Source organism: Mesorhizobium sp. Root102 (assembly GCF_001425625.1).
Lineage (GTDB): Bacteria > Pseudomonadota > Alphaproteobacteria > Rhizobiales > Rhizobiaceae > Mesorhizobium.
Map to the genome: position 1 here is coordinate 1 of NZ_LMCP01000048.1, position 26,080 is coordinate 26,080.

At 63.7% G+C, this 26,080-nt stretch carries 25 protein-coding genes and 1 pseudogene; 11 read left to right on the forward strand and 15 right to left on the reverse strand.

Going from position 1 to position 26,080, the window contains the following annotated elements; genetic code table 11:
• Nucleotides 1–573: 573 nt before the first annotated feature.
• Complete coding sequence (locus tag ASD12_RS31160; RefSeq protein WP_056596034.1) at nucleotides 574–819, reverse strand: hypothetical protein; 246 nt, start codon at nucleotides 817–819, stop codon at nucleotides 574–576.
• A gap of 221 nt (nucleotides 820–1,040) precedes the next feature.
• On the opposite strand from ASD12_RS31160, the gene ASD12_RS31165 reads away from it, so the two are divergent.
• Entirely contained in the window at nucleotides 1,041–1,472 is a 432-nt protein-coding gene (locus ASD12_RS31165) for a cupin domain-containing protein (protein ID WP_056596036.1), read from the forward strand.
• 91 nt (nucleotides 1,473–1,563) lie between these two features.
• Here ASD12_RS31165 and ASD12_RS31170 read toward each other — a convergent pair whose 3' ends face one another.
• Nucleotides 1,564–2,019: a carboxymuconolactone decarboxylase family protein gene (locus tag ASD12_RS31170; RefSeq protein WP_056596039.1), complete on the reverse strand. Its 456-nt coding sequence runs from the start codon at nucleotides 2,017–2,019 to the stop codon at nucleotides 1,564–1,566.
• A 255-nt stretch (nucleotides 2,020–2,274) separates the two neighbouring features.
• Here ASD12_RS31170 and ASD12_RS31175 point away from each other — a divergent pair, with 255 nt between their 5' ends.
• Together ASD12_RS31175 and ASD12_RS31180 are read left to right on the forward strand one after the other, a co-directional pair.
• Complete coding sequence (locus tag ASD12_RS31175) at nucleotides 2,275–3,033, forward strand: copper homeostasis protein CutC (protein ID WP_056596042.1); 759 nt, start codon at nucleotides 2,275–2,277, stop codon at nucleotides 3,031–3,033.
• The gene (locus ASD12_RS31180) at nucleotides 3,030–3,527 is read left to right on the forward strand and encodes a GNAT family N-acetyltransferase (RefSeq protein WP_056596045.1); all 498 of its coding nucleotides are present in this window, start codon (nucleotides 3,030–3,032) and stop codon (nucleotides 3,525–3,527) included. Before ASD12_RS31175 ends, ASD12_RS31180 begins: the two co-directional genes overlap by 4 nt.
• 43 nt (nucleotides 3,528–3,570) lie before the next feature.
• Here the strand turns inward: ASD12_RS31180 and ASD12_RS31185 are convergent, their stop codons facing one another.
• From ASD12_RS31185 to ASD12_RS31200, 4 genes are all read right to left on the reverse strand, one after another.
• The gene (locus ASD12_RS31185) at nucleotides 3,571–4,593 is read right to left on the reverse strand and encodes an acyltransferase (RefSeq protein WP_056596048.1); all 1,023 of its coding nucleotides are present in this window, start codon (nucleotides 4,591–4,593) and stop codon (nucleotides 3,571–3,573) included.
• 392 nt (nucleotides 4,594–4,985) lie between these two features.
• The gene (locus ASD12_RS31190; RefSeq protein WP_056596051.1) at nucleotides 4,986–5,783 is read right to left on the reverse strand and encodes a xanthine dehydrogenase family protein subunit M; all 798 of its coding nucleotides are present in this window, start codon (nucleotides 5,781–5,783) and stop codon (nucleotides 4,986–4,988) included.
• 11 nt (nucleotides 5,784–5,794) lie between these two features.
• A complete protein-coding gene (locus ASD12_RS31195; protein WP_056596055.1) occupies nucleotides 5,795–8,146 on the reverse strand; it encodes a xanthine dehydrogenase family protein molybdopterin-binding subunit in 2,352 nt (783 codons plus the stop codon).
• Between the two features lie 129 nt (nucleotides 8,147–8,275).
• Complete coding sequence (locus ASD12_RS31200; protein WP_056596058.1) at nucleotides 8,276–8,776, reverse strand: (2Fe-2S)-binding protein; 501 nt, start codon at nucleotides 8,774–8,776, stop codon at nucleotides 8,276–8,278.
• Between the two features lie 264 nt (nucleotides 8,777–9,040).
• On the opposite strand from ASD12_RS31200, the gene ASD12_RS31205 reads away from it, so the two are divergent.
• Both ASD12_RS31205 and ASD12_RS31210 read left to right on the forward strand, forming a co-directional pair.
• Nucleotides 9,041–10,225, forward strand: a complete 1,185-nt coding sequence (locus ASD12_RS31205) for an FIST signal transduction protein (protein WP_156398686.1) — start codon at nucleotides 9,041–9,043, stop codon at nucleotides 10,223–10,225.
• Nucleotides 10,226–10,239: 14 nt separating this feature from the next.
• Nucleotides 10,240–11,580 (forward strand): hybrid sensor histidine kinase/response regulator, encoded by a 1,341-nt coding sequence (locus ASD12_RS31210; protein WP_056596061.1) that lies wholly within the window; start codon nucleotides 10,240–10,242, stop codon nucleotides 11,578–11,580.
• A gap of 33 nt (nucleotides 11,581–11,613) precedes the next feature.
• On the opposite strand, the gene ASD12_RS31215 is transcribed toward ASD12_RS31210, so the two are convergent.
• Nucleotides 11,614–12,297, reverse strand: a complete 684-nt coding sequence (locus ASD12_RS31215) for a response regulator transcription factor (protein WP_056596065.1) — start codon at nucleotides 12,295–12,297, stop codon at nucleotides 11,614–11,616.
• A gap of 174 nt (nucleotides 12,298–12,471) precedes the next feature.
• On the opposite strand from ASD12_RS31215, the gene ASD12_RS31220 reads away from it, so the two are divergent.
• The 3 genes from ASD12_RS31220 to ASD12_RS31230 all read left to right on the forward strand — a co-directional run bounded on the left by ASD12_RS31220 (nucleotide 12,472) and on the right by ASD12_RS31230 (nucleotide 14,983).
• A complete protein-coding gene (locus tag ASD12_RS31220; protein ID WP_056596068.1) occupies nucleotides 12,472–13,167 on the forward strand; it encodes a fumarylacetoacetate hydrolase family protein in 696 nt (231 codons plus the stop codon).
• 4 nt (nucleotides 13,168–13,171) lie between these two features.
• Complete coding sequence (gene maiA / locus ASD12_RS31225; protein WP_056596070.1) at nucleotides 13,172–13,822, forward strand: maleylacetoacetate isomerase; 651 nt, start codon at nucleotides 13,172–13,174, stop codon at nucleotides 13,820–13,822.
• Nucleotides 13,823–13,942: 120 nt separating this feature from the next.
• Complete coding sequence (locus ASD12_RS31230) at nucleotides 13,943–14,983, forward strand: zinc-dependent alcohol dehydrogenase family protein (RefSeq protein ID WP_056596073.1); 1,041 nt, start codon at nucleotides 13,943–13,945, stop codon at nucleotides 14,981–14,983.
• Nucleotides 14,984–15,010: 27 nt separating this feature from the next.
• On the opposite strand, the gene ASD12_RS31235 is transcribed toward ASD12_RS31230, so the two are convergent.
• Nucleotides 15,011–15,874: a DMT family transporter gene (locus tag ASD12_RS31235; protein ID WP_056596076.1), complete on the reverse strand. Its 864-nt coding sequence runs from the start codon at nucleotides 15,872–15,874 to the stop codon at nucleotides 15,011–15,013.
• Between the two features lie 105 nt (nucleotides 15,875–15,979).
• Here ASD12_RS31235 and ASD12_RS31240 point away from each other — a divergent pair.
• Nucleotides 15,980–17,382, forward strand: a pseudogene (locus ASD12_RS31240) (PLP-dependent aminotransferase family protein).
• On the opposite strand, the gene ASD12_RS31245 reads toward ASD12_RS31240, so the two are convergent.
• A complete protein-coding gene (locus tag ASD12_RS31245) occupies nucleotides 17,351–18,280 on the reverse strand; it encodes a LysR family transcriptional regulator (RefSeq protein ID WP_056596871.1) in 930 nt (309 codons plus the stop codon). The pseudogene ASD12_RS31240 and the gene ASD12_RS31245 overlap by 32 nt on opposite strands.
• 128 nt (nucleotides 18,281–18,408) lie before the next feature.
• Here ASD12_RS31245 and ASD12_RS31250 point away from each other — a divergent pair, with 128 nt between their 5' ends.
• On the forward strand, nucleotides 18,409–19,863 hold the full coding sequence (locus ASD12_RS31250; RefSeq protein WP_056596079.1) for an MFS transporter: 1,455 nt from the start codon (nucleotides 18,409–18,411) through the stop codon (nucleotides 19,861–19,863).
• Nucleotides 19,864–20,050: 187 nt separating this feature from the next.
• On the opposite strand, the gene ASD12_RS31255 is transcribed toward ASD12_RS31250, so the two are convergent.
• From ASD12_RS31255 to ASD12_RS31265, 3 genes are all read right to left on the reverse strand, one after another.
• Nucleotides 20,051–20,548: a MaoC family dehydratase gene (locus tag ASD12_RS31255; protein WP_056596087.1), complete on the reverse strand. Its 498-nt coding sequence runs from the start codon at nucleotides 20,546–20,548 to the stop codon at nucleotides 20,051–20,053.
• Nucleotides 20,549–20,738: 190 nt separating this feature from the next.
• Nucleotides 20,739–21,167, reverse strand: coding sequence for a phasin family protein (locus ASD12_RS31260; RefSeq protein ID WP_056596091.1), 429 nt, complete (start codon nucleotides 21,165–21,167; stop codon nucleotides 20,739–20,741).
• Nucleotides 21,168–21,277: 110 nt separating this feature from the next.
• Nucleotides 21,278–22,549, reverse strand: a complete 1,272-nt coding sequence (locus ASD12_RS31265) for a DUF445 domain-containing protein (protein ID WP_162252308.1) — start codon at nucleotides 22,547–22,549, stop codon at nucleotides 21,278–21,280.
• A gap of 223 nt (nucleotides 22,550–22,772) precedes the next feature.
• Here ASD12_RS31265 and rirA point away from each other — a divergent pair, with 223 nt between their 5' ends.
• Nucleotides 22,773–23,237: an iron-responsive transcriptional regulator RirA gene (gene rirA, locus ASD12_RS31270; protein WP_056596097.1), complete on the forward strand. Its 465-nt coding sequence runs from the start codon at nucleotides 22,773–22,775 to the stop codon at nucleotides 23,235–23,237.
• A 41-nt stretch (nucleotides 23,238–23,278) separates the two neighbouring features.
• On the opposite strand, the gene ASD12_RS31275 is transcribed toward rirA, so the two are convergent.
• The 3 genes from ASD12_RS31275 to ASD12_RS31285 are packed head-to-tail and all read right to left on the reverse strand — an operon-like array spanning nucleotide 23,279 to nucleotide 26,050.
• On the reverse strand, nucleotides 23,279–24,067 hold the full coding sequence (locus ASD12_RS31275) for a heme ABC transporter ATP-binding protein (RefSeq protein ID WP_056596101.1): 789 nt from the start codon (nucleotides 24,065–24,067) through the stop codon (nucleotides 23,279–23,281).
• Between the two features lie 7 nt (nucleotides 24,068–24,074).
• On the reverse strand, nucleotides 24,075–25,172 hold the full coding sequence (locus ASD12_RS31280) for an iron ABC transporter permease (RefSeq protein WP_056596106.1): 1,098 nt from the start codon (nucleotides 25,170–25,172) through the stop codon (nucleotides 24,075–24,077).
• An 11-nt stretch (nucleotides 25,173–25,183) separates the two neighbouring features.
• The gene (locus tag ASD12_RS31285) at nucleotides 25,184–26,050 is read right to left on the reverse strand and encodes a hemin ABC transporter substrate-binding protein (protein ID WP_156398687.1); all 867 of its coding nucleotides are present in this window, start codon (nucleotides 26,048–26,050) and stop codon (nucleotides 25,184–25,186) included.
• Between the last annotated feature and the right edge of the window lie 30 nt (nucleotides 26,051–26,080).

The following is a 26,080-nucleotide window of genomic DNA, read 5'->3' on the forward strand; positions in this document are numbered from 1 at the left end:
CGTCGCCCTGCGATGCGAAAAGACCGCACGAAACTTCCGCTCAATCGTAAGCTTCGCCGCAGGCCTATGCTTGATCAAATTCGTCCACACGGCCTAGTGGCGACCGGGCAATAACAAGCACGCCGTTGCACGCGCGGAGCGATCTTGCAAAGCTTGTGCCGCCCAATCAGCCCTTGCCGGTCGACGCCGGCCATCTCCTCTCATCATCAATCCACCCAATTTAAGTCAGGGCGCTGTGCTTGAAAGCGCAATGATTCCTGCTACTTGCGGCGTGGGGACAATGTGTTTGGGCTGGGCAAGAATTGGCAATGACTTCAGTGAATATGGAATGCCTTCGCTGTCATGGCAGCGGCAGGGTTTTCGATTGTTCCAAATGGTATGCGTCAAACGGGCATTGCTGCCCGCAAGGGACCCATCGGACCGGTTGCCCCGGAAAGACGATCGCCTGCTCGGGATGTGCCGGCCTGGGGAAGCTGGCGGAGCCGCTGCTGAGAGCCGTCGCATAGCCCATGATCGGGTCGCATGCCGCTGATGACGAGCGCGGCCCCGACGCGCCCGGCCGGCTGGCTTATCTTACTCCACCGGTGGTTCTTCAGGTGGTGGCGTCAAAACCGTGATGTCCATCCTGGCGATCTTGGATGCCGCGCGACCTTGCGCATCAGCATCCACGTCGCCGGTTGCGGCAACCATAATTTTGGCGAGATGTCCCACGGAGTCTGCGCTGCGACCTGGCGCAAAACCTTCGCCCGTTTCGGGCTTTCCCACTGCTGTTTGTTTTTCCGGCACTTGCCGATGTTGAGTTGCGATCGCGGAAACCATTGAAACCTCCTGTGGTAACGCCTCGAACCTTATATTAGCCATGGCTGTTGCGAGGCTGGCCTGGCGGCCCCTGTGCCAGCAGCCGCACTCATCGCCGACTCGCAATTGGCCGCCAGCCCAACTCTGCCGCACCGCACGAGGTCCACTGAACCCGGCGCTTGGCGCTACCTTGCACGCAACTGGCCGCCGCGCGATGCTTGGTGCCAAGGTTGGAGAGAATCATGCGAAAAAATCTGATGTCGGGGCTGCTGCTCGCGGTCGCCCTTGCCGCACACCCCGCTTGGGCGCTGGACAGCAGCGGCACGCCGGTCGTGGTGACGCCCCTGGCATCACGCACGACGACGGCGTCCGGCCAGCCGATCACCCTGCCGCAGAAGAACGTGCAGGTGCTGGTGTCGACCTACGACGTCGCGCCAGGCGCGACCTTGCCGGTCCACAGACACCCCTTCCCGCGCTACGCCTATGTGCAGGCCGGCACGTTGAAGGTCACCAATGTCGAGACCGGCAACAGCAACACCTACAAGACTGGCGATTTCATCATCGAAATGATCGGCCAGTGGCATCAGGCCACCAATATCGGTGATATCGAGGTCAAGCTGCTGGTGATCGATCAGGTCGAGGAAGGCGCCAAGAACACGGAGTTGCGCCAGTAGCGGCCAAGGCCGGTATCGGTGGCCTGAGGCCGGGAGGAGGCGCTCCGCGCTTCACCACATCGTTGCGTACAACCTACCTGCCCCAGGCGCCTCACCCCCAGGCGCCGACCATCTGCCGTGTCGTGGCGTTCAGCCGGTTGAAGGCATTGATGAGTGCGATCTGGATGACCAGCGCGGCAAGCGCCTTTTCATCATAGTGCCGGGCGGCCTCGTCCCAGACATCGTCCGGCACCGCGTCCGGCCTGTCGGCGAGCCGTGTGCCGGCTTCAGCCAGCGCCAGCGCCGCGCGTTCCGCATCAGTGAAGTAAGGCGTCTCCCGCCATGCCGCCAGCGCAAAGATGCGCTCGTCCTTTTCGCCTGCCTTCTTCAGTTCGCGCGCATGCATGTCAACGCAGACGGCGCAGTTGTTGATCTGGCTGGCGCGCAGATGGATGAGCTTGCGCGTGACATAGGGCACGTCGGCCGCCTCGGTCGATTTGTCCAGCGCCAGCAGCGCCTGCACGGATCCGGGAATGAGCACCACCGGGTTTTTGATCCTTGCTTGCATGGTCTTTATCCTTCGAGTGTTTCATCAGGGGGGTGTTTTGCCGGCTCGGATGCATGCATCCGGACCTGAGAGTTTGAAAAGATCTCTCGGCAGCCAATCTATAACCAATTGGCTATGGATTATTCATAACTATATGGTTATGAGAGTGTCAAGTGGAGAAATGTCGCTTGGCCCAAATGGCGGCGCGCTGTTCATGCTTTCGCGCCAACCGGCCTGATGCTAGGGCTGTCGGCGACATCATGGATCGGGTAGCCCTTGACCAGAGAAACTCGCCTGCCGCTGATCGAAATCTGTGTCGAAGGCATTGACGGCTTTTTGGCCGCGCAAGCTGCCGGCGCCGACCGGGTTGAACTGTGCGCCAGCCTCATCGAAGGCGGCATCACCCCGAGCCTTGGCACGGTGCGCGCCGCGCTCGAGCAGGCAAGCGTGCCGTTTCACGTCATGGTGCGGCCGCGCGGCGGCGATTTTCTCTACAGCGACACCGAATACGCCTCGATGCTGGCCGATGTCTCGGCACTGCGCGATCTCGGCGTGCCCGGCGTGGTGTTCGGCTGCCTGAACGCCGACGGCACCATTGACGAGGTGCGTATGAGCGAACTGACGCACGCCGCCGGCGCCTTGAACGTCACCTGCCACCGCGCCTTCGACATGACGCGCGACCCGTCCAAGGCGCTCGAATCGCTGATCCGCTGCAAGGTCGGCCGCGTCCTGACCAGCGGCCAGCGCGACACGGCAGTCGAAGGCGTTTCACTCCTGGCGCATCTGGTGCGGCAGGCCGGCGACCGCATAGTCATCCTCGGCTGCGGTGGGCTCGATTTGCACAACATCGCCGAAGTGCGCAGCAAAACCGGCCTGTCCGAAATGCATTTCGCCGCCCTCAAGGATGTGCCGAGCGCCATGCACTACCGCAATCCCCATGTCGGCATGGGCGGTTCCGACCTCGACCGCGAGTATCGCAACACGCTGACTGACACCGACCTCGTGGCAGCTACCATCGCGGCGGCCAAGGCATGAGCGCGGCTCCTGCCCCGATAGTCCGCGTATCGGCCGAAGACGAAGCGGCGATCCTGGCGCTCAACAATGAGCACGCCGCCGAACTGTCGTGGCTGGAGGCTGAGCGGCTATCCTTCCTGCTTGGCGAAGCATTTTACGCGCGCCGTATTGGGGACCTCGAAGCCTTCATCATGACCTTCGACCAGGACGCCCGCTACGACAGCCCGAATTTCTTGTGGTTCGGCGAACGCTACGAGCGCTTCGTCTATGTCGACCGTGTGGTGGTGGCGGCGCAAGCGCGTGGCCGCGGCCATGCCCGCCGTCTCTATCAGGACTTGTTCGAACATGTCGTGCGTGCCGGCCACACGCTGGTTACCTGCGAGGTCAACACCGACCCGCCGAACCCCGCCTCGGATGCCTTTCACGCCGCCCTCGGCTTCACCGAGGCCGGTGACGCGGTGATCCATGGCGGTAAGAAAGCGGTGCGCTACTACGTCAGATCGTTGCAGGCATAGAGGGCCGAGCGCGCCGCAAGGTGGCCTGAACGGCCCTAATGCCTCACCAGTTGCGGTTGAGCCATTCGCGCGCCGGGCGCTCGATGAGGTAGTAGCTGCAGAGCGCGCAGGCAAAGACGCCCGCCAGCATCGGGATCGGCGCGCTGCCTTGCTCATGGACGAATTTGTAGAACGGCTGCTGCCACAGATAGAGCGAGTACGACCACAACCCCAGCGTCGCCATCGGCCAGGAGGACAGCAATCCGGAAAAATACCGGAGGCTGAAATCGAGCATATTGACGGCCAGGGCGAGCAGCGGCACAGCGAACAGATAGTGGATCGGCGTCGGCACCGGATCGAAGAACAGCAGAACGGCGCAGATCGATGCCGCCAGGGCCACATGCTTGCCTCGCAAGGCCGCCGGCAGCCTGCCATCGGCCTTGAGCAGGCAGATCGAAGCCGACAGCAGGATCGACGCGATATGCACGTCGGTGCGCCAATAGGTGGTTTCGTAGTCCATCCCGAAGACCCAGTACGAAACCGCGCCGTTGGCCATGGCCAGCAACGCCAGCGCCAGAAGCAGCACGACGACGCGAGAGCGACTTGAAACGATGACGCTGATCAGCGCCAGGATGATATAGGCGTGCTCCTCGATGCAGAGCGACCAGATATGGTCGAGCGCCCCTGCCCGCGTCACGAGAATGCCGGCATAATTGTAGGTGAATGTCAGCGCCGTCAGCGCCGCCTTCCATTTGAAGGCGATGAACGTGCCGGAGAGCGCAATCATCGCGACGACCACGAAGATCAGGAGCGCCGGATAGATGCGGGAAAAGCGGCGCTTGAAGAATTTCTTCAGCGGGTAGCGTTCGATGAACAGGATTTCGCCCATCAGCCGGCCGCTGAGCACGAAGAAGAATTCGACGCCCAGCACGCCGAGATTGATTCCGGGAACGGGAAAGAAATGGCCTATCAGCACCAGGGCGATCGACAGGCCGCGCCAGCCGTCGAGATAGGCCAGTCTTGTTCTGGCCGGTCTGTCGACTGCGGACCGAGATGGAACGGCATGCGTCGCGGAGATGTCGGTCATGCCGATCCTTTTGCATTAGGCATGCGAAAGGGCACGGCGGTACACTCCGAACCCGGCTCGCATTCCCCGCCCCAGCCATATTGCAGTGCAAGATAAATTTGTGCAAGCGCGAGATCGCTGCCGGGCCAGTGCCGGGCGAAGTATCGGGTGGAATTGCTTCAAGGAGACAATTGCTGCACGGCGGCGATTCCATCAGCAACTGGACGGGTACAGGTCACCACACACGAAAAAGGGCCCGAGGGCCCCTTTCCTTGTCTGCAACTCATCGTGTCAGAGAGTCATTTAGTGATGGTTTCGAGAACCGGAGCGCAGCGGACATTTGGGTCCGCGAGCACCGGAAGCGCAGAAAACGCCATCAGATGGCCGCCAGAGTAGAGTTTCCAAACAGTTTCTCAGGCGTTGGCGGCAGCCACCGCGCGCTTGGCCATCACCGCGATCAGATTGGCGCGATAGTCGGCCGAGGCGTGGATGTCGGTCATCAGATTCTTCGCCGGCACTTTCACGCTGTCGAGCGACGAGGCCGCGAAATTCTTAGCCAACGCGGCCTCGATCTCCTTCGAACGGAAGACGCCGTCGTCGCCGGCGCCGGTAACAGCGACGCTGACGCCATCCTTGCCCTTGGCCACGAACACGCCAACGATGGCGTAGCGCGATGCCGGGTTGCGGAACTTTTCATAGGCCGCCTTGGCCGGCGCGGTGAAGGTGACGGCGGTGACGATTTCGCCATCCTTCAACGAGGTCTCGAACAGGCCCTTGAAGAACTTGTCTGCCGCAATCTCGCGCTTGTTGGTGACGATGGTGGCGCCCAACGCCAGCAGCGCCGCCGGATAATCGGCCGCCGGATCGTTGTTGGCGATCGAGCCGCCGATCGTCCCCTTGTGGCGCACCGCCGGATCGCCGATCAGCGATGCCAGATGCGCAATTGCCGGACACGCTTTCTTCAGCTTCTCGTCGTTGGCAACGGCGTGATGCGTGGTGGCAGCGCCGATGGTGACCGTCTTGCCCGACACCTTGACGCCCTGCAGCTCCTTGATCCGCGACAGGTCGACCAGGTCTGAAGGCGCGGCGAGCCGCGTCTTCATCGCCGGGATCAGCGTCATGCCGCCCGAAAGCAGCTTGGCGTCACCTGTCTTGATCAGCTTGGCGGCATCGGCGACCGAGGCGGCGCGGTGATAATTGACCGAATACATGCTCGTCCTCCTCAGTGTTTCGTCGTCGCGCGGATCGCTGCCCACACGGTGGACGGCGAAGCCGGCATGGCAAGATCGTTGCTGCCGATGGCGTCGGTGATGGCGTTGATCACCGCCGGCGGSGAGCCGATGGCGCCGGCCTCGCCGCAGCCCTTGATGCCGAGCGGATTGCCCGGGCACGGCGTGTTCGAGGTCGAGACCTTGAACGACGGCAGGTCGCTGGCACGCGGCATGGTGTAGTCCATGTAGCTCGCGGTCAGCAATTGGCCGCTATCGTCATAGTGGGCGCCTTCGAGCAGCGCCTGGCCGATGCCTTGCGCCAGCCCGCCATGCACTTGGCCCTCAACGATCATCGGGTTGATGATGTTGCCGAAATCATCGGCGGCGACGAACTGGATGATCTCGGTCATGCCGGTTTCCGGGTCGACCTCGACCTCGCAAATGTAGCAGCCGGCCGGGAAGGTGAAATTCGATGGATCATAGAACGCCGTCTCCTTCAGCCCCGGCTCCATGCCGCCCGGCAGATTATGGGCGGTATAGGCGGCGAGCGCCATCTGGAACCACGGAACGTTCTTGTCGGTGCCGGCGACTTTCAACGCGCCGTTCTCGATAATGATGTCGCCCTCGTCAGCCTCAAGCAGATGTGCCGCGATCTTCTTGGCCTTGGCCTCGACCTTGTCGAGCGCCTTGACGATGGCCGACATGCCGACCGCGCCGGAACGAGAGCCATAGGTGCCCATGCCCATCTGCACCTTGTCGGTGTCGCCATGGACGATCGAGACGGAATCAAGCGGCACGCCGAAGCGCTCGTTGACCAATTGCGCGAAGGTCGTCTCATGACCCTGGCCGTGGCTGTGCGAGCCGGTCAGCACCTCGATCGTGCCGACGGCATTGACGCGCACCTCGGCACTTTCCCAAAGGCCGACACCGGCGCCCAGCGACCCAACCGCCGCGGACGGCGCGATGCCGCAGGCCTCGATGTAGCAGCTCATGCCGATGCCGCGCAGCAAGCCCTTCTTGGCGGCCGCCGCCTTGCGCTTGGCGAAGCCGGCATAGTCCGACGCCTTCATCGCCGCGTCGAGCGAAGCCGCGTAGTCGCCGGCGTCATAGCACATGATGACCGGCGTCTGATGCGGGAAGGAGGTGACGAAATTCTTGCGCCGCAACTCGGCGGGTGAAACGCCGAACTGGCGCGCAGCGGTCTCCATCATGCGTTCCATGACGAAGGTCGCTTCCGGCCGCCCTGCCCCACGATAGGCATCGACGGGCGCGGTGTTGGTGTAGATCGCCTTCACATTGGCGTGGATGGCGGGGATGTTATACTGGCCCGAGAGCAGCGTCGCGTAGAGGTAGGTCGGCGTCGCCGACGAAAACAGCGACATATAGGCGCCGAGATTGGCTTTGGTCTCGACCTTCAGGCCAACAATCTTGTGGTCCTTGTCGAAGGCCATTTCTGCATGGGTGTGATGGTCGCGGCCATGCGCGTCGGTGAGGAAGCTTTCGGTGCGATCGGCCACCCATTTGACCGGCACGCCGGTCTTCTTCGACGCCCACAGGCAGACGATCTCTTCGGGATAGATGTAGATCTTCGAGCCGAAGCCGCCGCCGACATCGGGCGCAATCACGCGCAGCTTGTTTTCCGGCGCGACGTTGTAGAAGGCGCTCATCACCAGCCGCGCCACATGCGGGTTCTGCGAGGTCGTCCAGCAGGTGTAGTGGTCCTCGGCCTTGTCGTAATGGCCAAGAGCCGCACGCGGCTCCATGGCGTTGGGAACCAGCCGGTTATTGATGATGTCCATCTTGACCACATGGGCCGCCGTCTTGAAGGCCGCGGCCGTGTCGTCGGCATTGCCGATGTCCCAGTCGAAGATCAGATTGTTGTCGGCTTCGGGATGGATCTGCGGTGCGCCCTTGTCCATCGCCTTGGAGGCATCGACGACGGCCTTCAACTCCTTGTAGGTGATCTCGACCGCCTCGGCGGCATCGCGCGCCTGCCCCTTGGTCTCGGCCACCACGACCACGACGGCGTCGCCGACATAACGGACCCGGTCGAAAGCCAGTGGCGACCACGCCCCCATCTTCATCGGCGAGCCATCCTTGGAGTGGATCATCCAGCCGCAGATAAGGTTGCCGATACCGTCGGCCTTGAGTTCCTTGCCGGTCAGCACGCCTATGACGCCGGGCATGGCTTGAGCCTTCTTGACGTCGATCTTCTTGATCTGCGCATGCGCGTGGGGGCTGCGCACGAAGGCGGCGTGCTTCATGCCGGGAACCACCATGTCGTCGACATAGCGGCCGGCGCCGGTGATGAATCGTTTGTCTTCCTTGCGCGCGACCCGAGCGCCAACACCTTCAATGCCCATCAGAAATTCCTCCCGAAATGCTGAAATAGCGAATAGTGAGTAGCGAATAGGGAGTAGTGAAAATGGAGAGCCGCGTTCAGTCAGTGGAATACTGACTATTCGCTACTCCTATTCGCTGCTCCCTTCATCTCACGCAGCCTGTTTTGCCTTGCCCTTCGCCACCTTGGACATCGTCTTCGATGCGGCGAGGATCGCCTTGACGATGTTGTGGTAGCCGGTGCAGCGGCAGATGTTGCCTTCGAGTTCGGCGCGCACCGTCGCCTCGTCGAGGCCTTCGGGGTGGCGGTTGATCATGTCGGTCGCCGTCATGATCATGCCCGGCGTGCAGAAACCGCACTGCAGCCCGTGATGTTCCTTGAAGGCGGCCTGCATCGGATGCAGGTCGGCGCCATTGGCCAGGCCCTCGATCGTCACCACGGTCGAGCCGGAGGCCTGCACCGCGAGCATCGTACAGGATTTGACCGCCTTGCCGTCGACATGGACGACGCAGGCACCGCATTGCGAGGTGTCGCAACCGACATGCGTGCCGGTAAGGCCGAGATTTTCCCGCAGGAAGTGAACCAGAAGTGTTCGGTCCTCGGCAGCACCGCTGACCCGTTTTCCGTTCACCATCAACGAAACGTCCGACATGAATCCTCCCTGGGTATCAACCTTGGTCATCACGCTACCGACGCGGTGTCGGCGCGTCAGTCATGCGTTATTCGTACACCGCACAACGCACAAAAAACAGCACGTCGCAAACGCGGCACATTGTACTTTCGGTCATGGCCGAGCCCAAACGCGAAGTCCCGGTCGCCCCATTGCCAAAATACCGATTGAGGGCAACAATGTTGGCCGACGCCCGCGCGCCAGAAGCATGTAAAAGCAGCCGCGCACAAAAAAAGCGTCGGAGGAATGCGGAGAACATCGCTGGCCAGTTCACGGACGCGCTATGCATGCGGCCTGTCGGCGCTCACCACGGATGAGCCCGACATGGATACGTTCGCCAGGGCGATCGCGCTGGAAGCAGCCGCCATCGACGCCGGCTTTGCCCTGCTGTTCTTTTCCCAGAGCCTGGTCGAGGCCGGCGCCCTTTCCCAGGCGCTCATGACCCACGCGCCGGCGCTCCACCACGCAGGCTGCTCGACCGCCGGCGAGATCACGCCACAAGGTCTCGAGGACGGCCACGTGCTCGCCATGCTGCTTCCGTCCGCCGCGTTCACCGCCGTCAGCGTGATGGTCGACAATTTGTCGTCGTCTGGCATGGACAGGATCACCAGCGAGGTCGAGGCCTTGCGGCGATCGCTGCGCATGCGCCTGGGTTGCGATCGGACCCAAGGCACGTTCGCGCTCTGCTTCATCGACGGGCTCTCCTATGCCGAGGAAGCCGTAAGTTCGGCCATCCATTGGGGCCTCGACGACATACCGCTGCTCGGCGGCTCGGCCGGCGACGACCTGAAGTTCGAGACGACGCGCCTGCTCTCGAACGGCAAGGTCACCTCCGACAGCGCCATCATCGTGTTGATCGCCACCGAAATTCCCTTCCATGTCTTCAAGACCGACAATTTCGTCCCCACCGATGAAAAACTGGTGGTGACGGCGTCCGATCCCGATCACCGCATCGTGCGCGAGTTCAACGCCACGAATGCGGCGGAGGAATATGCCGCCTCCGTCGGCATCGTCGCGCAGACGCTGACGCCGCTGAGCTTTGCGTCGCACCCGGTGGTGGTGAAGGTGGGCGGCGAATATTACTGCCGGTCGATCCAGAAGATGCATCCCGATGGCTCGCTGTCGTTCTTCTGCGCCATAGACGATGGCGTCGTGCTGTCGATCGCCCAACCCAAGGACATGGTCGAAGCGACGCGCGCGGCACTGCGCGATGTCGAGGAGAGGCTTGGCAGCATCGACATGATCATCGGCTTCGATTGCGTGCTGCGCCGTCTGGATGCGCGCAACCGGCAGGTGTTTCGCGATATCTCGGAGCTCTACCGGGTCAACAATGTCATTGGCTTCGGCACCTATGGCGAACAGTACCGGTCGATGCATCTGAACCAGACTTTTACCGGCATCGCCTTTGGCGAACGCCAGGCGGCGGAATAGGACGGCGCAACAAGATGCCGCTGAGGGACATAAACGATCTTGAAAAGCTGAAGAAGATCAACGCGGCGCTGGTCAGCCGCGTCGAACGGTCGATGGACCAGCAAGGCAATGCCTTCTCGCTGTTCCAGACCGCGATTTCGCTGGAAAATCGAGTGCGCACACGCACCGAGGAACTGCATTCGACGCTGCGGCGGCTGGAGCAGTCGAACATCGACCTCAGCGCCGCCAAGGAAAATGCCGAACTGGCGAACCTGTCGAAGACCCGCTTCCTCGCCGCCGCCAGCCACGACGTGCTGCAGCCGCTGAACGCGGCCCACCTCTCGGTTTCGGCGCTCGCCGAAGTGCAGACCAGCGACGAGGGCAAGAAGCTGGTGCGGCAGGTCGAGCGCTCGCTGGAGACGATGGAGGACCTGCTGCGCACGCTGCTCGACATCTCCAAGCTCGACGCCGGCGTGGTGCAGCCCGACATAAGCGACGTCAGCCTGGAGGCGCTGTTCTCGTCGCTGCGCTCGGATTTCCTGCCGGTGGCGGAACTGAAGGGGCTGTCGCTGAAATTCCGGCAGGTCAATGCCGTGGTCCGCTCCGACCGCACGCTGCTGCGCCGCATCCTGCAGAACATTCTTTCCAACGCGCTGGGCTATACACGCTCGGGCGGCGTGCTGGTCGGCACCAGGCATCGCGGCGACACCATCCGCATCGACGTCGCCGACACCGGTTGCGGCATTCCCGACGACCAGCGCGAGGCGGTGTTCGAGGAATTCCACCGCGGCACCTCGCCGGCCAATGCAGAGCTGGACGGCGGCGGCCTCGGTCTCGGGCTCGCCATCGTGCGCCGCATGGCCAGCGCGCTCGGCCATCCCGTGACATTTTCATCGAGGGTCGGACGCGGCACGATCTTCCACATCGATGTTCCCGTCGGCATCGGCGCCCCGGCCGACGCCATCGCCAGCCTTGCCGACATGGAACGGCCGCGCGGCTACGGCCTGTTCGGCACCAAGGTGCTGCTGGTCGAGAACGATGTCGAAGTGCTGCAGGCCATGACCTTCCTGCTCGAACGCTGGCAATGCCTGGTGCGGGCCGCGACCTCGACCGACGATGCCCTCGACATGCTTGGCGACACCGACTGGGTGCCCGACATCGTGATTGCCGACCAGCATCTCGACGGCGGCGATCTCGGCACCGCCACCATCGCCGAAGTCCGCGATTATCTCGGCCGCGCCGTGCCGGCGCTGATCGTCACCGCCGACAGTTCCGAAGCCGTCGCCAAGGCGGCGCGCGCCGGCGGCATAGAACTGATGCGCAAGCCGCTGAAGCCGGCGCAACTGCGCGCCCTGCTGGCGCATTTGCTGGCATAGCTTGATACCCTCCCACAACTGGGAATGTCAGCCTCAAAACCCTGCCTGATCCCGAAACAGCTCCGCATTGTCCAGCTTCGAAACCTCGATCACCGCTTGCGTCCGGCTATAGACATTGAGCTTGCGCAGGATTTCCGAGACATGCGCCTTCACGGTGGTCTCCCCCACCTGCAGCTCGTAGGCGATCTGCTTGTTGAGCAGGCCCTGGCGCAGCATCTGCAGCACGCGCAGCTGTTGCGGCGTCAGCGTCGACAGGCGCTGCACCATGTCGGCGCGGTCGACGCTTTCGGCGTCGGGCGTGCGGCCTTCATAGGTTTCCGGCACGTAGATCGCGCCTTCCATCACCGAACGGATGGCGGCGGCCAGGTCGCTCTTGCGCGCCGATTTCGGAATGAAGCCGGCTGCGCCATAGGACAGCGCCTCGGAAATGATCTTCGGCTCCTCATGGCCCGAGACGATCACCACCGGCAGGCGCGGATAGCGGGTTCGCAGCTGCAGCAGTCCTTCGAAGCCGTGCACGTCGGGCATCGAGAGGTCGAGCAGCGCGAGATCGAACGGCTTGGCGCCGGCTAGCAGATCGAGCGCCTCGGTGATCGAGCGCGCCTCCACTGTGTCGACTTCCGGATAGGCCATCTGCACCGCGCTGTGCAGCGCCTCGCGAAACAGCGGGTGGTCGTCGATGATCAGGAACCGGGCGCGATCGTGGATTGCGGTCATGGGGTTCATTTCAGTTCGTGGGCGATTAGAATAACCTCGCCACCATGGCCAGATTATTGCCAAATAGTATATCGCCATCTCCGGCGGAAAGTGCGGCCGGCACTTTCTCGACCAAATCGCCTTGTCCGGGCGCCCAAATCGGTCGAATGTTCCGGCAACCAAGCAGAGACCCACATGACAGACTTCGTCCTTCCCTCGCCCGCGATCGCATCGGTGGCCGTTGCGGGCTCACTCGAGCGTTTCGCGGTGCGCCGCATCTTCTGCGTCGGCCGCAACTACGCGGCGCATGCCCGCGAATTCGGCAATGACGAGCGCGATCCGCCCTTCTTCTTCACCAAGCCGGCCGACGCGGTGGTCGATTCCGGCGCGACGATTCCCTACCCGCCGCTGACGGCCAATCTGCATCACGAGATCGAACTGGTCGCGGCGATCGGCAAGCCCGGTTTTCGCATTCCCCGCGACAAGGCGCTGGACCATGTCTGGGGTTATGGCGTCGGCATTGATCTCACCCGCCGCGATCTGCAGGACGAGGCCAAGAAGGCCGCCCGGCCGTGGGACTGGTCGAAGGCGTTCGACCGGTCCGCGCCTTGCGGCCCGCTGACCCCCGCGGCGAAATCCGGCCACCCGCAAAAGGGCCGCATCTGGCTCGCCGTCAATGGCCAGGTCAGGCAGGACGCCGACCTCGCCGAGCTGATCTGGCCGATATCCGATATCGTGTCGATCTGCAGCGAGGCGATGGAACTGGAAGCCGGCGACTTGATCTTCACCGGCACGCCGGCCGGTGTCGGTGCGGTTCGTGCCGGCGACACGATGACGGGCGGCGTCGACGGCATCGGCACGATCGAAGTGACCATCGGCCAACCGAAGTGAGCGCATGAGCGAACTCGTCCTGCACAACTACTATCGCTCCTCCACCTCCTATCGGGTGCGGATCGCGCTGGAGATGAAGGGGCTGAGCTATGACTATGTCCCGCATCATTTGCGCCATGGCGAGCATCTGGAACCAGCCTATCTCGCGGTCAATCCGCAAGGGCTGGTGCCGGCGCTGATCCTCGGCGACGGCACGCTGCTGACGCAATCGCTGGCGATCATCGAATTCCTCGACGAGACAAGACCGGAACCACCGCTGTTGCCGAAGGATGCGGCCGGCCGGGCACGGGTCAGAATGCTGGCGCAGATGATCGCCTGCGACATCCATCCGGTGAACAATCTGCGCGTGCTGACCTCGCTGCGCACCCTGTTCGGCGCCGGCGATCAGGACATCACCAACTGGTTCCGCCACTGGGTGAACGAAGGCTTTCAGCCGCTTGAAAAGATCCTGGCTTCGTCATCCGAGACCGGAACATTCTGCCATGGCGACGCGCCGGGGTTGGCTGACATCTGCCTGGCCGCGCAGATTGCCAGCAACGCCCGCTTCGGCGTCGACCTGACGCCCTACCCAACAATCGCGCGCATCAATGCTGCCTGCATGGCGCTGCCGGCCTTCCTTAAGGCGGCGCCTCAGAACCAAATCGATGCCGAGTAGGTTTCATCGGCCCACATGTGGCGTCGGCGCCGGAACAGTGTGGTTGGCGGAATCGATTTCCGCTTGAGCGGACAGGGAATCGGCTATCGTTTCCTCAGGTGCAGCAGGGTGGAGTGACCTATGAGAGCCGTCGTCTTCGAGAAATTCGGCGAAGCGCCGACAATCCAAACCGTTCCCGATCCGAAGCCGGCCGCCGACGGCGTCGTCATCAAGGTCGAGGCGACCGGCCTGTGCCGCAGCGACTGGCATGGCTGGATGGGTCATGACGACAGCATTACGCTGCCGCACGTGCCGGGCCACGAACTGGCCGGCATCGTTGTCGCCGCCGGCAGGCAGGTCACCCGCTGGAAGGCCGGCGAGCGCGTCACTGTGCCGTTCGCCGTCGGCTGTGGCCGCTGCTTCGAGTGCAATTCGGGCAATCACCAGGTCTGCGAGCACCAGACCCAGCCTGGCTTCACCGGCTGGGGCTCGTTTGCCGAATATGTCGCCATCGAACACGCCGACACCAATCTCGTGCGCTTGCCCGACGAGATGGAATTCGCCACCGCCGCCAGCCTCGGCTGCCGGTTCGTCACCTCGTTTCGCGCCATTGTCGATCAGGGCCGGGTGAAACCGGGCGAGTGGGTGGCGGTGCATGGTTGCGGCGGCGTCGGCCTGTCGGCGATCATGATCGCCAGTTCCATGGGTGCCAATGTCATCGCCATCGATCTCACCGACGAGAAGCTGGATTTCGCCAAAAAGATCGGTGCCGTCGCCACCATCAATGCGTCCAAGACGCCGAATGTGGTCAAAGCGGTCAAGCAGATCACCAATGGCGGCGCGCAGATGTCGATGGACGCGCTCGGCCACCCCACTACCTCGTTCAACTCGATCGCTAATCTGCGCCGGCGCGGTCGTCACGTGCAGGTCGGCCTGATGCTGGGCGAGCATGCCCGGCCGCAGGTGCCGATGGACAAGGTGATCGCCTTCGAGCTCGAGATCCTCGGCAGCCACGGCATGCAGGCGTACCGCTACCAGGCGATGATGGACATGATCCGCAATGGCAAGCTCAAGCCCGAATTGCTCGTCGGCAAGAAGATCAGCCTCGACGAGGCGCCGGCGGCCTTGATGGCGATGGGCGGCTTCGAAGGCATCGGCATCGGGGTGGTGACGAAGTTTTAGCCGGGAGCCGGCCTCCGCCCGCTGGATCTACCGCGCAAACTTCTTCGCCCCGAACACGCACGCCACCACGCCGAGCGTGACGACGACCATGAGCGAGCTGACCTGCTCGTGCAGCAGCGTCGCCGCCAGGGCGAGGCCGAAGAACGGCTGCAGCAGCTGCAGTTGCCCGACTGCCGCAATACCGCCTTGCGCAAGGCCGCGGTACCAGAACACGAAGCCGATCAGCATGCTGAACAGCGAGACATAGGCAAGCCCGATCCATGCATTGGAGCCGACGCCGGCAAAGGACGACGGCTGCGTCGCAAAGGTCAGCACCAGCATGATCGGCAACGACAGTACCAGCGCCCAGCAGATCACCTGCCAGCCGCCGAGCCTACGCGACAGCGCGGCGCCCTCGGCGTAGCCCAGGCCGCAGGCGATGATGGCAGCCAGCATCAGACCATCGCCCACCGGCGAGGCGGTCACGCCCTGCGCCAGGGCAAAACCCGCGACCAGCGCGCTGCCTATGCATGAAAACAGCCAGAATGCCGGCCTTGGCCGGTCGCCGCCGCGCAATACGCCGAAGATCGCGGTCGCCAGCGGCAGCAGGCCGACAAAGATAATGGAATGAGCCGTGGTGACGTGTTTCAGCGCCAGAGCGGTCAGCAAGGGAAAGCCGACCACCACGCCCAGGGCAACGATCACCAGCGACAGCATATCGCCGCGCTCCGGGCGCTTCTGCCGGAACAGGAGCAGCAGCGCCAGGCCAAGCAGCCCGGCAATCGCCGCTCGGGCCGACGTCAGGAATGTCGGATCGAAATCCTTCACCGCCACACGCGTCGCCGGCAACGAGCCACTGAAGATCAACACCCCGATGAACCCGTTCACCCAGCCGCTCGCGATCTTGTCCATTTTATGCTCCGTTTGTCGGCTCTGTATCGAGCGGAACCCGTTGGCGTCGCCAGAGACAATGCGGTACAGTTAGACAAAACTGTCATGGGCAAGCGAGCAGTACGGATGGACAAGCAGGTCCCTGGAAGCGAGAGCAGCGGAACGCTGGTTGAAGGCGTCATGGCGACGATCCGCCAGCGGATCGTGGCGCGCAGCCTGACGCCGGGAGCACGACTGCCCTCGATCCGCGCCTTCGCCAAATCCATGCAGGTGTCCAAATCCACCGTGGTCGAAGCCTATGAGCGGCTCGCCGCCGAAGGCGCGATCCGCTCGCGGCCGGGCTCCGGTTTCTATGCCGCCGGCTCGCTGGCGCCACTGTCGCTGGCGCAGATTGGGCTCGCCTCGACCGCGCCGTCGATCCGCTCTGGATCTCGCGCCAGTCTCTGGAAGCCGGCGACGACATGCTGAAGCCCGGCTGCGGCTGGCTGCCGGCCCCGTGGATGCCTCAGACAGGATTGCGCCGGGCGCTGCGCACGGCGGCGCGTGCCGACGATATCGCGCTAGCCGACTATGGCACGCCGCTCGGGCTGCCGCCGCTGCGGCAATTGCTGGTGCGACGCATGGCTGGGCACGGCATCGAAGCCTCGCCCGAGCAGATCATACTGACGGAATCGGGCACGCAGGCCATCGACCTGTTGTGCCGGTTCCTGATCGAACCCGGCGATACGGTGCTGGTCGACGACCCCTGCTATTTCAATTTCCATGCTCTGCTGCGCGCCCACCGGGCCAAGGTCGTCAGCGTCCCCTACACGCCGTCGGGGCCGGATATCGAGCTGTTCGCGCAGGCGCTGGCCGAGCATCGGCCGCGCCTCTACATCACCAACTCCGCCATCCACAACCCGACCGGCGCGGTCCTGTCGCCGGTCACCGCGCACCGGCTGCTGAAACTCGCCGACCAATCGGAATTGACCATCGTCGAGGACGACATCTTCGCCGATTTCGAGCATGCGCCCGCCCCCAGGCTGGCGGCGTTCGATGGTCTCAACCGCGTCGTCCATATCGGCAGCTTCTCCAAGACGCTGTCGGCTTCGGTTCGCTGCGGCTTCATCGCGGCACCGCGCGACTGGGTCGAGCCGCTGACCGACCTCAAGATCGCCACGACCTTCGGCGGCGGACGGCTGGCGGCCGAACTGGTGCTGACCCTGCTGAAGGACGGCAGCTACCGCAAGCATATGGATTTGCTGCGCGCGAAGCTTGCGCGCGCCATGGGCGAAACGAGCACCCGCCTGAAGGCAATCGGCGTCACGCCCTGGATCGACCAGCCGGCCGGCCTGTTCCTGTGGTGCAGCCTGCCGGACGGGGTGGATGCGGCCGAAGTGGCCCGCCGCGCGCTGGCCGACAACATCGTGCTGGCGCCCGGCAACGCATTCAGCCTGTCCGGAACGGCCAGCCGCTTCCTGCGCTTCAACGTTGCCCAATGCGCGGACGAGCGGATTTTCAAGGTGCTCGAGGCGGCGATGGCACGTTGATTTCCGGTCGCCGGGCCGCACAGACCTCTCGCACGCAGTCGCGCAGCCAGCATTGCGCCGGATCAGCATCGAGGCGCGGGTGCCACAGCATGGAGATGGTGACCTCCGCGGTGACGACCGGCAGGGGAAAACTGTGCATGCCGGCGCGTGCGCCTTCGGTATGCCGCTCGGGCACGCTGGCGATCAGGTCTGATGTGCGGGCCATGGCAAGGGCTGCCGAGAAACCGGAAACCATGCACACCACTGTCCGCTGCAGCCCCAGCCCGCTCAAAGCCTCGTCGATCGGCCCTTTCTCGCGGCCACGCCGTGAAACGCTGATGTGCCGGCCTGCCGCATAGCGCTCCGGCGTCACCGCGCCCCCACTCAAGGGATGGCCCGTTCGCACGGCGCCGATGAAACGGTCGCGAAGCAATGCCTGAATGCGCACCTCCGGTCCGGTCTCGCCAGCGACGCCTATGTCCAGGTCGATCGCCGCGTCGCGCAGCGACATGACATCCTTGTCGGACTTCGGTGCAAAGCGCAGCCGCACGCCGGGCGCATCGGCCTGGATACGGGCGACGAGACGAGGCGCGAATTCTTCGACGAAACTTTCATTGGTGCGCAGCGTGAAGACCCTGTCCAGGCTCCGGAGATCAAGCAGGGTGGCAGGACGCAGCAAAGCTTCCGCGTCCTGAACGACACGACCAACCTGCCGTCGCAGTTCTTCCGCACGCGGCGTCGCCACCAGGCCGCGACCGGCGCGAACCAGCAGCGGATCGCCCGTCGCCTCGCGCAGCCGCGCCAGCGTCCGGCTCATCGCCGAGGGACTGAGGCGCAGACGGCTGGCGGCGCGCGCCACGCTGCCTTCGGTCAGCAGGACGTCGAGAGCGAACAGCAAGTTGAGATCGGGCGATGTCATCGGCGGATCATGGCATGGTATGGCGCCAAGCGCACGAATAAGATGCAAATGCTGCGCCTTCCGCCACGTCAGCCAAGGGGCTAGATCTCCGATAACTCCGGTTCTGGAGCCGATGGAAGGAGATCGCCGTGGCAATCACAGAGCAAAATCGGGACGGGCGCGCATCGGCGCTGCCACGGATGCAATCCGCCCGCTGGGCGCTGGCAAGCCTATCGCTCGCCACGCTGCTGTCGTCGCTTGGAACCAGCATTGCCAGCGTCGGCCTGCCGTCGCTGATGCAGAATTTCGGCGCGTCGTTCCAGTCCGTGCAATGGGTTGTGCTGGCCTATCTGCTCGCCATCACCACACTGATTGTCAGCGCCGGACGGCTGGCCGACATGTTCGGGCGCCGACCGCTGCTGCTTGGCGGCATCGCGCTGTTCACATCGGCATCGGTGCTCTGCGGCCTGGCGCCGACGCTCTGGCTGCTGATCGCCGCGCGGGCCGTGCAGGGACTTGGCGCGGCACTGATGATGGCGCTGACGCTGGCCTTTGTTGCGGAAACGGTGAGCAAGGACCGGACCGGCAGCGCCATGGGCCTGCTCGGCGCCATGTCCGCGATCGGCACGACGCTTGGTCCCTCGCTCGGCGGCCTGTTGATCGCCAGCTTCGGCTGGCGCGCGATCTTCCTCGTCAATGTCCCGCTGGGCTTGCTCACCTTCGCCCTCGCCTGGCGTGCCTTGCCGGCACGCAACAAAACCGCGCAGGTCGACCGAGGCACGTTCGATGTCATGGGCACTGCCCTGCTGGCCCTGACGCTGGCCGCCTATGCGCTGGCCATGACGCTTGGAAGAGGCAATTTCGGCTCACTCAACATCAGCCTGCTGGTCGCCGCAGGCATCGGCGTTTTTCTTTTCGCCGCCGTGCAGGCGAGAGTAAAAAACCCGTTGATCCAGCTTGCCAGCTTCCGTGATCTCCAGCTCAGCGCCAGCCTCGTCATGAGCCTGATCGTCGCCACGGTGATGATGGCGATCCTGGTGGTGGCCCCGTTCTACCTGTCCCGCGGGCTCGGGCTGGATGCCGCAATGGTTGGCGCAGTGCTGTCGACCGGGCCGCTTGTCTCGACCCTGTCGGCGCTGGTGGCCGGACGCCTGACCGATCGCTTCGGCGCCCACAGGATGGTGATCGCCGGCCTGCTCGGCCTTGCCACGGGCACGTTCCTGCTGTCGCTCGCCATGTTGAGGCTCGGCATTGCCGGCTATGTCGTTCCGATCACCGTCACATGCATCGGCTACGCGCTGTTCCAGACGTCGAACAATGCAGCCGTCATGACCGGTGTTGACGCCGGCCAGCGCGGCGTCGTTTCCGGCCTTCTCAATCTTGCGCGCAATCTCGGCCTCATCACCGGCGCATCGTTGATGGGCGCCATCTTCGCCGTTGCATCGGCCGAAGGGCACTTAGGCATTGGTCTTCTGAGTTCCGAGGCGGCCGCCCGGGGAATGCAGGTCACCTTTCAGACGGCGACCGTGCTGGCGCTGGTCGCGCTGCTCCTCGCACTGGTCTCGACCCGCGCCGTAGGCCGCGCAGAATCCAGGGTTTCGTGACGCGCCACCTGTTTGGCGGCAGGCGATCCTGTCGCACACCGCTTAGAGACTGTCTCGAAATTCGCTCTGGCGATTCATATGGTGGTGGTTTCGAGAACCGGAGCGGAGCGGACATTACGTCCGTGAGCACCGGAAGCGCAGAAAACGCCATCAGATGGCCGCCGGAGTAGAATTTCCAAATAGTCTCTCAGGCGCCTGCCCGCTTGCGACGTTCATAGAGCATGACCAGCGTTTCAGCCATCAGAGCAGGCTTTTCCTCGCCTTCGATCTCGACCGTGTTGGCCGCCTTCATCAGATACTGGCCGGGGCCCCTGTCCTCCATGGACAACAGCGTGGTGCGCAGCCTGATGCGCGCGCCGACCCTGACCGGCGCCAGGAAGCGCACCTTGTCGAAGCCATAGTTGAATGCGGCCTGCGTGTTCTCCGGCACGATTCCCATGCCGAGCGCCAGCGCACCGATGATCGACAGCGTCAGATAGCCATGCGCGATCGTCGTGCGGAACGGGCTTTGCCGCCGCGCCCTTTCAGGATCGACATGAATCCATTGATGGTCGCCGGTGCATTCGGCGAACTGGTCGATGCGGTTCTGGTCGACCGTCGTCCATTCCGACACACCGAGCTCTTGCCCGGCCATCGTCCTCAACTGGTCGAAGGTCGGCGGCGTTTTAGGCCGTATTTCAGTCATTCCTGCTTTCCCGATCGCTTGCAAAGCCTCCGGACCACGAACTGACGGCCTCTGTCAATTCGCCCTGCGCGAATCCGTTCCGCCGAATCCGGCCTCAATCGCGCCATGCCGCGAGCGCAGTCGCAGGTTAAATCGGGATTTCCAGGCTTCAGCGCAGCCGGCAGCAAAGAGCTGGCCTCGGCCACATCTGCTACTTCTTCTCGTAGCCGGCGCGGATTTCCTCCATCGCCTCCTTGATGCGCGTGCGCAGGATGTCGACCGATTCGGTGCCCGATTTCTTGACCAGTTCAGCCACTTCGCCGGCATTCTTCAATGCGACTTCGAAGGACTTTCTGGCAAACTCCGTCTGTTTGGCCATCAGTTCCTGCGGATTGCCCGGCGCCCTGTAGCTTTGCGCCATCTCGGTGACCTCGCGCAGCGTGTCCTGCAGCATCTCGCGCTGCCTGGACAACAGCGAGGACGCGCCGGCCGCACCGGCCCGTGCCGATTTCTCCAGCGCTTCGAGGTTCTTGCGATGATGGGCGAGGATCGCCTCGACATCGACATTGGGCACCTTCAGGTCGCGGCCGAACCTGCCGAACATGTCCATGAAGGAATCGGATTCCGGTTGTTTTGCCATGCTCGTTTGCTCCCTTTGCCGCGGATGCGCGCGCCCTCGGCAGGAGAATAGCACTCGCGTGCCGTGAGTCCATTCGGACGCGGTGGAATGAGCGCCAGCCTCGCCAGGCCTCAATTCACGAGGAACAGCCGCTCAACCACATAGAGCACGATACCGGCAAGCCCCCCGATGATCATGCCGTTGAAGCGGATGTGCTGCAGGTCCCGGCCGATATTCATCTCGATCAGCCGCGTCAGCTGCGCAAGGTCCCAGCGCTTGACCTGGTCGGCGATGAATGTCGACACGCCGCTCTTCTGGCTCTCCACGAAGGACGCGAGCGCCACCACGAACCCCTGGTTCATGTCGGCCCGGATCTGCGCATCGCCGGCAAGATGGCGGCCGACCTCGACGAACATGTTGGCAAGATGCGCGCGGATAACCGAATTCGGCGCCTTGGCGTCCTGCTCGATGAACTGGCTGAGGCTTGTCCACATGTCGCCGGCCAATCCCCTGACCTCCGGCCGAGCCAGGAAATCGCGCTTCAGCTTCTCGGCGCGTTTGGCATATTGCTTCGATGTCCTCAGCTTCTCGATGAAGCCTTGAGCAAAACGGTCGAACTCGGCGCGCATCGGGTGGTCAGGATCGGCCCTCACCTCATCGAGCAGCGAGCCGGCCGAGGCGACGATCTTCTTCAGGAGATAGGCGTCGGCTCTGAACAGGTTGAACAGCGACGGCAGTTCCTCGCGGATTTTCTCGCGCATCGTTGCCAGCGCCTGTTCGTCGTTGAGGAACCGTCCGATCACTTTGGTGAATTCGTCGAACAGTTTCTGGTGGCGGCGGTCGTCGGTCAGGGCTGAGAGCAGCTCGGCGGCCAGCGGCGCGAGCGGGACCTTTTCGATCTGTTCGAGCATGCGGCTGGTGACGAAGCCACGCAGGCCGGATTGCTCTATCGCCGCAAGTGTCTGCGGCACCAGCCGCACGACAAAGCGCGACAGGCCGGCGGCACGCTCGGTATCGGCCAGCCAGTCGGCGACCAGCGCCGAGAAATCGACCTCGGCAAGCTTTTCACGCACCGGTTCAGGGGCCAGGAAGTTGACCTCGATGAAGCGGCCGAGATTGTCGGCGATGCGGTTCTGGTTCTCGGGGATGATGCCGGTGTGCGGGATCGGCAGCCCCAGAGGTCGCCTGAACAGCGCCACCACCGCGTACCAGTCGGCCAGGCCGCCGATGGTCGCGGCCTCGGCAAAGGCAGCGACGAAGCCGAGCCACGGATAGCTGTGCTCGAACGACTTGGCCACGGCGAACACGAGAACGCACAGCGCCAGCGCGGCTGTTGCCGCGAATTTGGTACGCCGCAGCGCCGAAAGCTTGGCGTCCGCATCGGTATCGATTCGCGAGGTCATGGCGTCGGCCGATTGTCCCAATGGTTGAGCTGCTCCTCGTCGGTCTTGCGGGCTAATCTAGTATCTCGCTTGCCCGAATGCCCGCGCCATCCCGCGCGGTCAGGTTTTCCCTGGCCTTGCACATAAAGTTGACGAGAATATTCACCTATTGTGTCGCGCTAGTCTGGAATTATTCCAAGGTATGGGCCATATTCGATTCAACCTATTGCTTTGCGAGGACAAAATGCGGTTAACGCGCCAGACCAATTATGCCATGCGCATCTTGATGTATTGCGCGGCAAACGACGACCGGTTGAGCCGCATCCCCGAGATCGCGGCTGCCTATTCGGTGTCGGAACTGTTCCTGTTCAAGATCCTGCAACCGCTGGTCGAGCACGGCCTTGTCCAGACCGTGCGTGGCAGGAATGGCGGCGTCAAGCTTGGCCGCGCGGCCGAAGCCATCAGCCTATTCGATGTCGTGCGCGTGACGGAAGAAAGCTTCGCAATGGCTGAGTGTTTCGAGAACGACGCCGCCGAGTGCCCGCTGATCGACAGTTGTGCGCTGAATTCGGCGTTGCGTGAGGCACTGAACGCGTTCTTCGCGGTGCTGGCTCGTTACACCATCGCCGATCTCGTGGCGGCACGCCCGAATGTGCGAAACTTGCTCGGCATCGACATGCTGATGGAGCGTCGCGCCCCGGCTGCCTGAACTTGGCCACGTCTTGGTCTGGCTAGACCTACTGCAATAACCTAAGCCGCTGACTGCGGCAGCACGAACGGCATGTTTCTGGCCGGCAGCACACCGACCCTGAGCCGGCAGTCGAACACTTTTTCGATCAGATCATCGCTCAGCACGTCCTGCGGCGACCCGGTTGCGGCCAGCTTGCCACGATGCATGACGAAGATCCGGTCGGCATACATGGCCGTCAGATTGAGGTCATGCAGGATGGCAACCACGCCGCCGCCCCTTCTGGCGAAGTCGCGGGCAATGTCCATGATGATCAGTTGGTGCTTGATGTCGAGGCTGGAAACCGGCTCATCGAGGAAGAGATAGCGCGGCTTGCCGTCGTGCACCGGTGCCCAGACCTGGCACAGCACGCGCGCAAGCTGGACGCGCTGTTGCTCGCCGCCCGAAAGCTCCTGGTAGAAACGTCCGGCAAAGCCGTCGAGATCGACGCGCGCCAGCGCCCGTTCCGGCAGCCGCGTATCATCGCCCGGCAAGACGCCCGAGCGGCCGCCGACAAGGCCAAGCTTGACCACTTCTCGCACCGTGAACGGGAACGACAGCGTCGTCGCCTGCGGCAGTACTGCCCTATGGACCGCGATCTCGGCCGGCTTCATCGCCGAGAGATCGCGGCCGTTGAGCGCGACGCGCCCGGTGTAGGCGAGTTCGCCGGAAAGCGCCTTGAGGAAGGTCGTCTTGCCCGAACCATTGGGGCCGACGATGGCGGCGATCTCGCCGGGGCGTGCGTGGAAATCGACATCGGCGACAATAGGCTTGCCGGCGACATCAACCGAAACGTCCCTTGCCTCGATCATCCAGGCCTCACAGGTCGACTATGCCGCGTTTGCACAGCAGGATCCAAAGGAAGAACGGCGCGCCTGATATCGCGGTGACGATGCCGATCGGCAATTCGGCCGGCGCCACGATGGTGCGTGCGACCGCATCGGCCAGCAACAGCAGCGAGGCGCCGAGCAACGCCGACGCCGGCAGAAGATAGCGATTGTCCGGACCGATCAGCAGGCGCAGCAGATGCGGCACCACGATGCCGACGAAGCCGATGCCGCCACTGACGGCGACGGACGCGCCGACCGCCGCCGAGACGCCGATGATGGCCGTGTATTCCAGCCGCTGCACCGGAATGCCGAGATGGCCGGCGGTCGCCTCGCCCAGCGCCAGCGCGTTGAGGCCGCGTGCCAGGAACGGCATCGCCGCCAGCGCCAGCACGATGATCGGCCCGACGGAAGCAATCTTCGCCCAGGTCGCGCCACCGAGCGATCCGAGCTGCCAGAAGGTCAGGTCGCGCAACTGGCGATCATCGGCCATGAAGATGAGGATGCCGGTCAGCGCCATGGCGAGCGCGGCCAGCGCGATGCCGGCGAGGAGCATGATGGCAACCGAGGTTTGCCCCCGCCGCGTCGCAACCTGGTAAAGCACCAGCGTGGTGGCGAGCCCGCCACAGAAGGCCGCCAGCGGCAGTGCAAGCGTGCCGAGTGAGGCTGTCACCGGAGCCAATATTGTGGCGCCGAGCACGATAACGGCAACCGCGCCAAGGCTCGACCCGGCCGAAACGCCGATCAGGCCGGGGTCGGCCAGCGGATTGCGGAACAGCCCCTGCATGACCGCGCCGGAGACCGCGAGCGCCGCGCCGACCAGCATGCCGAGGATGATGCGCGGCAAACGGATGTCGTAGACGATCAGGCTGTCGCGGGCGCTCAACGCGGCGTTGTCAGGCACTGTGCCGAACAGCCAGCCGCCGATGACGTTGACGGTCGATGCGTCCGACGCCCCCGATGTCAGCGACAGAAAAACGGCAGCCGCGAGCCCCAGGCACAGCAGAAGAATGACGATGCGGGCGCGGCCCGACCGGTCGCCCTCGGATGCGCTCGCCATCACCGGACCTGCGATCGATTGATCGACCATGATCTGCCTGCTCAGTCTGTGACCTGCCCGCCATAAAGCGAGACGGCGAGGTCGTGGATGGCATCAGCCGTGCGTGGCCCGAAGCCGAGCAGATAGCCACCATCGATGCGGATCAGCTTGCGCGCGCTTCCGGCCGGCGTCGAGGCGATCGACGGATTGCCGAACAATTCGTCGTCCGATACCGGAGGCCCGGCATTGCTCATCATCAGGATCACATCCGGCCTGGCGGTGATAACAGCCTCGTCGGACATTTGCTTGTAGCCAGAAAAGCCCTCGACTGCGTTGACGCCGCCAGCCAGCTTGACCATGCCGTCGGCGGCGGTCTCGCTGCCGGCCGCCAGGATCTTGCCGCCCTGTATCGACAGCACGAACAGGATGCGCTTGCGCTCCTTGATCGACGCCGTCTGCTGTTCGGCGGCCGTGAGCTTGGCATCGAGCTCCTTGGCCAGCACTTCGGCCTCGGCGTCGACGCCGAGCGCCTTGCCAACGATGCGGACCTTCTCGAGGATGCCTTCGTGGCTATAGTGCTCGGGCACCTCGATGAACGGGACGCTCGTCTTCTTCAAGACATCGACGGCTTCCTTGGGACCGCTGCCATGCAGCGCCAGGATGCCTGTCGGATTGACCGAGAGCACGCCTTCCGGCGAGAGCGCGCGCATGTAGCCGACATCAGGGAGCTCAAGCGCCGCCTTTGGGTACCGGCTGGTGGAATCGCGCGCCACCAGATGCTTCTCCTGGCCGAGCGCGTAGACGATCTCGGTGATCGAGCCGCCAATGGCGGCAATCTTCGAGGGATCGGCAAATACGGCCGTGTCTTCGGTGGCGCCAGCAGGTTGCAGCGCCACAAAAGCCAGGGAAAGACCGATCGCCGGCCTCATTGCCGCCCTTAGAACGGGCGCCAAGCTGAG

Excerpts from the sequence above, each read along its gene's own strand:
- ASD12_RS31160 (WP_056596034.1), bottom strand. The coding sequence starts at position 819 with ATGGTTTCCGCGATCGCAACTCAACATCGGCAAGTGCCGGAAAAACAA.
- ASD12_RS31165 (WP_056596036.1), top strand. The coding sequence starts at position 1,041 with ATGCGAAAAAATCTGATGTCGGGGCTGCTGCTCGCGGTCGCCCTTGCC.
- ASD12_RS31170 (WP_056596039.1), bottom strand. The coding sequence starts at position 2,019 with ATGCAAGCAAGGATCAAAAACCCGGTGGTGCTCATTCCCGGATCCGTG.
- ASD12_RS31180 (WP_056596045.1), top strand. The coding sequence starts at position 3,030 with ATGAGCGCGGCTCCTGCCCCGATAGTCCGCGTATCGGCCGAAGACGAA.
- ASD12_RS31185 (WP_056596048.1), bottom strand. The coding sequence starts at position 4,593 with ATGACCGACATCTCCGCGACGCATGCCGTTCCATCTCGGTCCGCAGTC.
- ASD12_RS31190 (WP_056596051.1), bottom strand. The coding sequence starts at position 5,783 with ATGTATTCGGTCAATTATCACCGCGCCGCCTCGGTCGCCGATGCCGCC.
- ASD12_RS31200 (WP_056596058.1), bottom strand. The coding sequence starts at position 8,776 with ATGTCGGACGTTTCGTTGATGGTGAACGGAAAACGGGTCAGCGGTGCT.
- ASD12_RS31205 (WP_156398686.1), top strand. The coding sequence starts at position 9,041 with ATGCGGAGAACATCGCTGGCCAGTTCACGGACGCGCTATGCATGCGGC.
- ASD12_RS31210 (WP_056596061.1), top strand. The coding sequence starts at position 10,240 with ATGCCGCTGAGGGACATAAACGATCTTGAAAAGCTGAAGAAGATCAAC.
- ASD12_RS31215 (WP_056596065.1), bottom strand. The coding sequence starts at position 12,297 with ATGACCGCAATCCACGATCGCGCCCGGTTCCTGATCATCGACGACCAC.
- ASD12_RS31220 (WP_056596068.1), top strand. The coding sequence starts at position 12,472 with ATGACAGACTTCGTCCTTCCCTCGCCCGCGATCGCATCGGTGGCCGTT.
- maiA (WP_056596070.1), top strand. The coding sequence starts at position 13,172 with ATGAGCGAACTCGTCCTGCACAACTACTATCGCTCCTCCACCTCCTAT.
- ASD12_RS31230 (WP_056596073.1), top strand. The coding sequence starts at position 13,943 with ATGAGAGCCGTCGTCTTCGAGAAATTCGGCGAAGCGCCGACAATCCAA.
- ASD12_RS31235 (WP_056596076.1), bottom strand. The coding sequence starts at position 15,874 with ATGGACAAGATCGCGAGCGGCTGGGTGAACGGGTTCATCGGGGTGTTG.
- ASD12_RS31245 (WP_056596871.1), bottom strand. The coding sequence starts at position 18,280 with ATGACATCGCCCGATCTCAACTTGCTGTTCGCTCTCGACGTCCTGCTG.
- ASD12_RS31255 (WP_056596087.1), bottom strand. The coding sequence starts at position 20,548 with ATGACTGAAATACGGCCTAAAACGCCGCCGACCTTCGACCAGTTGAGG.
- ASD12_RS31260 (WP_056596091.1), bottom strand. The coding sequence starts at position 21,167 with ATGGCAAAACAACCGGAATCCGATTCCTTCATGGACATGTTCGGCAGG.
- ASD12_RS31265 (WP_162252308.1), bottom strand. The coding sequence starts at position 22,549 with ATGACCTCGCGAATCGATACCGATGCGGACGCCAAGCTTTCGGCGCTG.
- rirA (WP_056596097.1), top strand. The coding sequence starts at position 22,773 with ATGCGGTTAACGCGCCAGACCAATTATGCCATGCGCATCTTGATGTAT.
- ASD12_RS31275 (WP_056596101.1), bottom strand. The coding sequence starts at position 24,067 with ATGATCGAGGCAAGGGACGTTTCGGTTGATGTCGCCGGCAAGCCTATT.
- ASD12_RS31280 (WP_056596106.1), bottom strand. The coding sequence starts at position 25,172 with ATGGTCGATCAATCGATCGCAGGTCCGGTGATGGCGAGCGCATCCGAG.
- ASD12_RS31285 (WP_156398687.1), bottom strand. The coding sequence starts at position 26,050 with ATGAGGCCGGCGATCGGTCTTTCCCTGGCTTTTGTGGCGCTGCAACCT.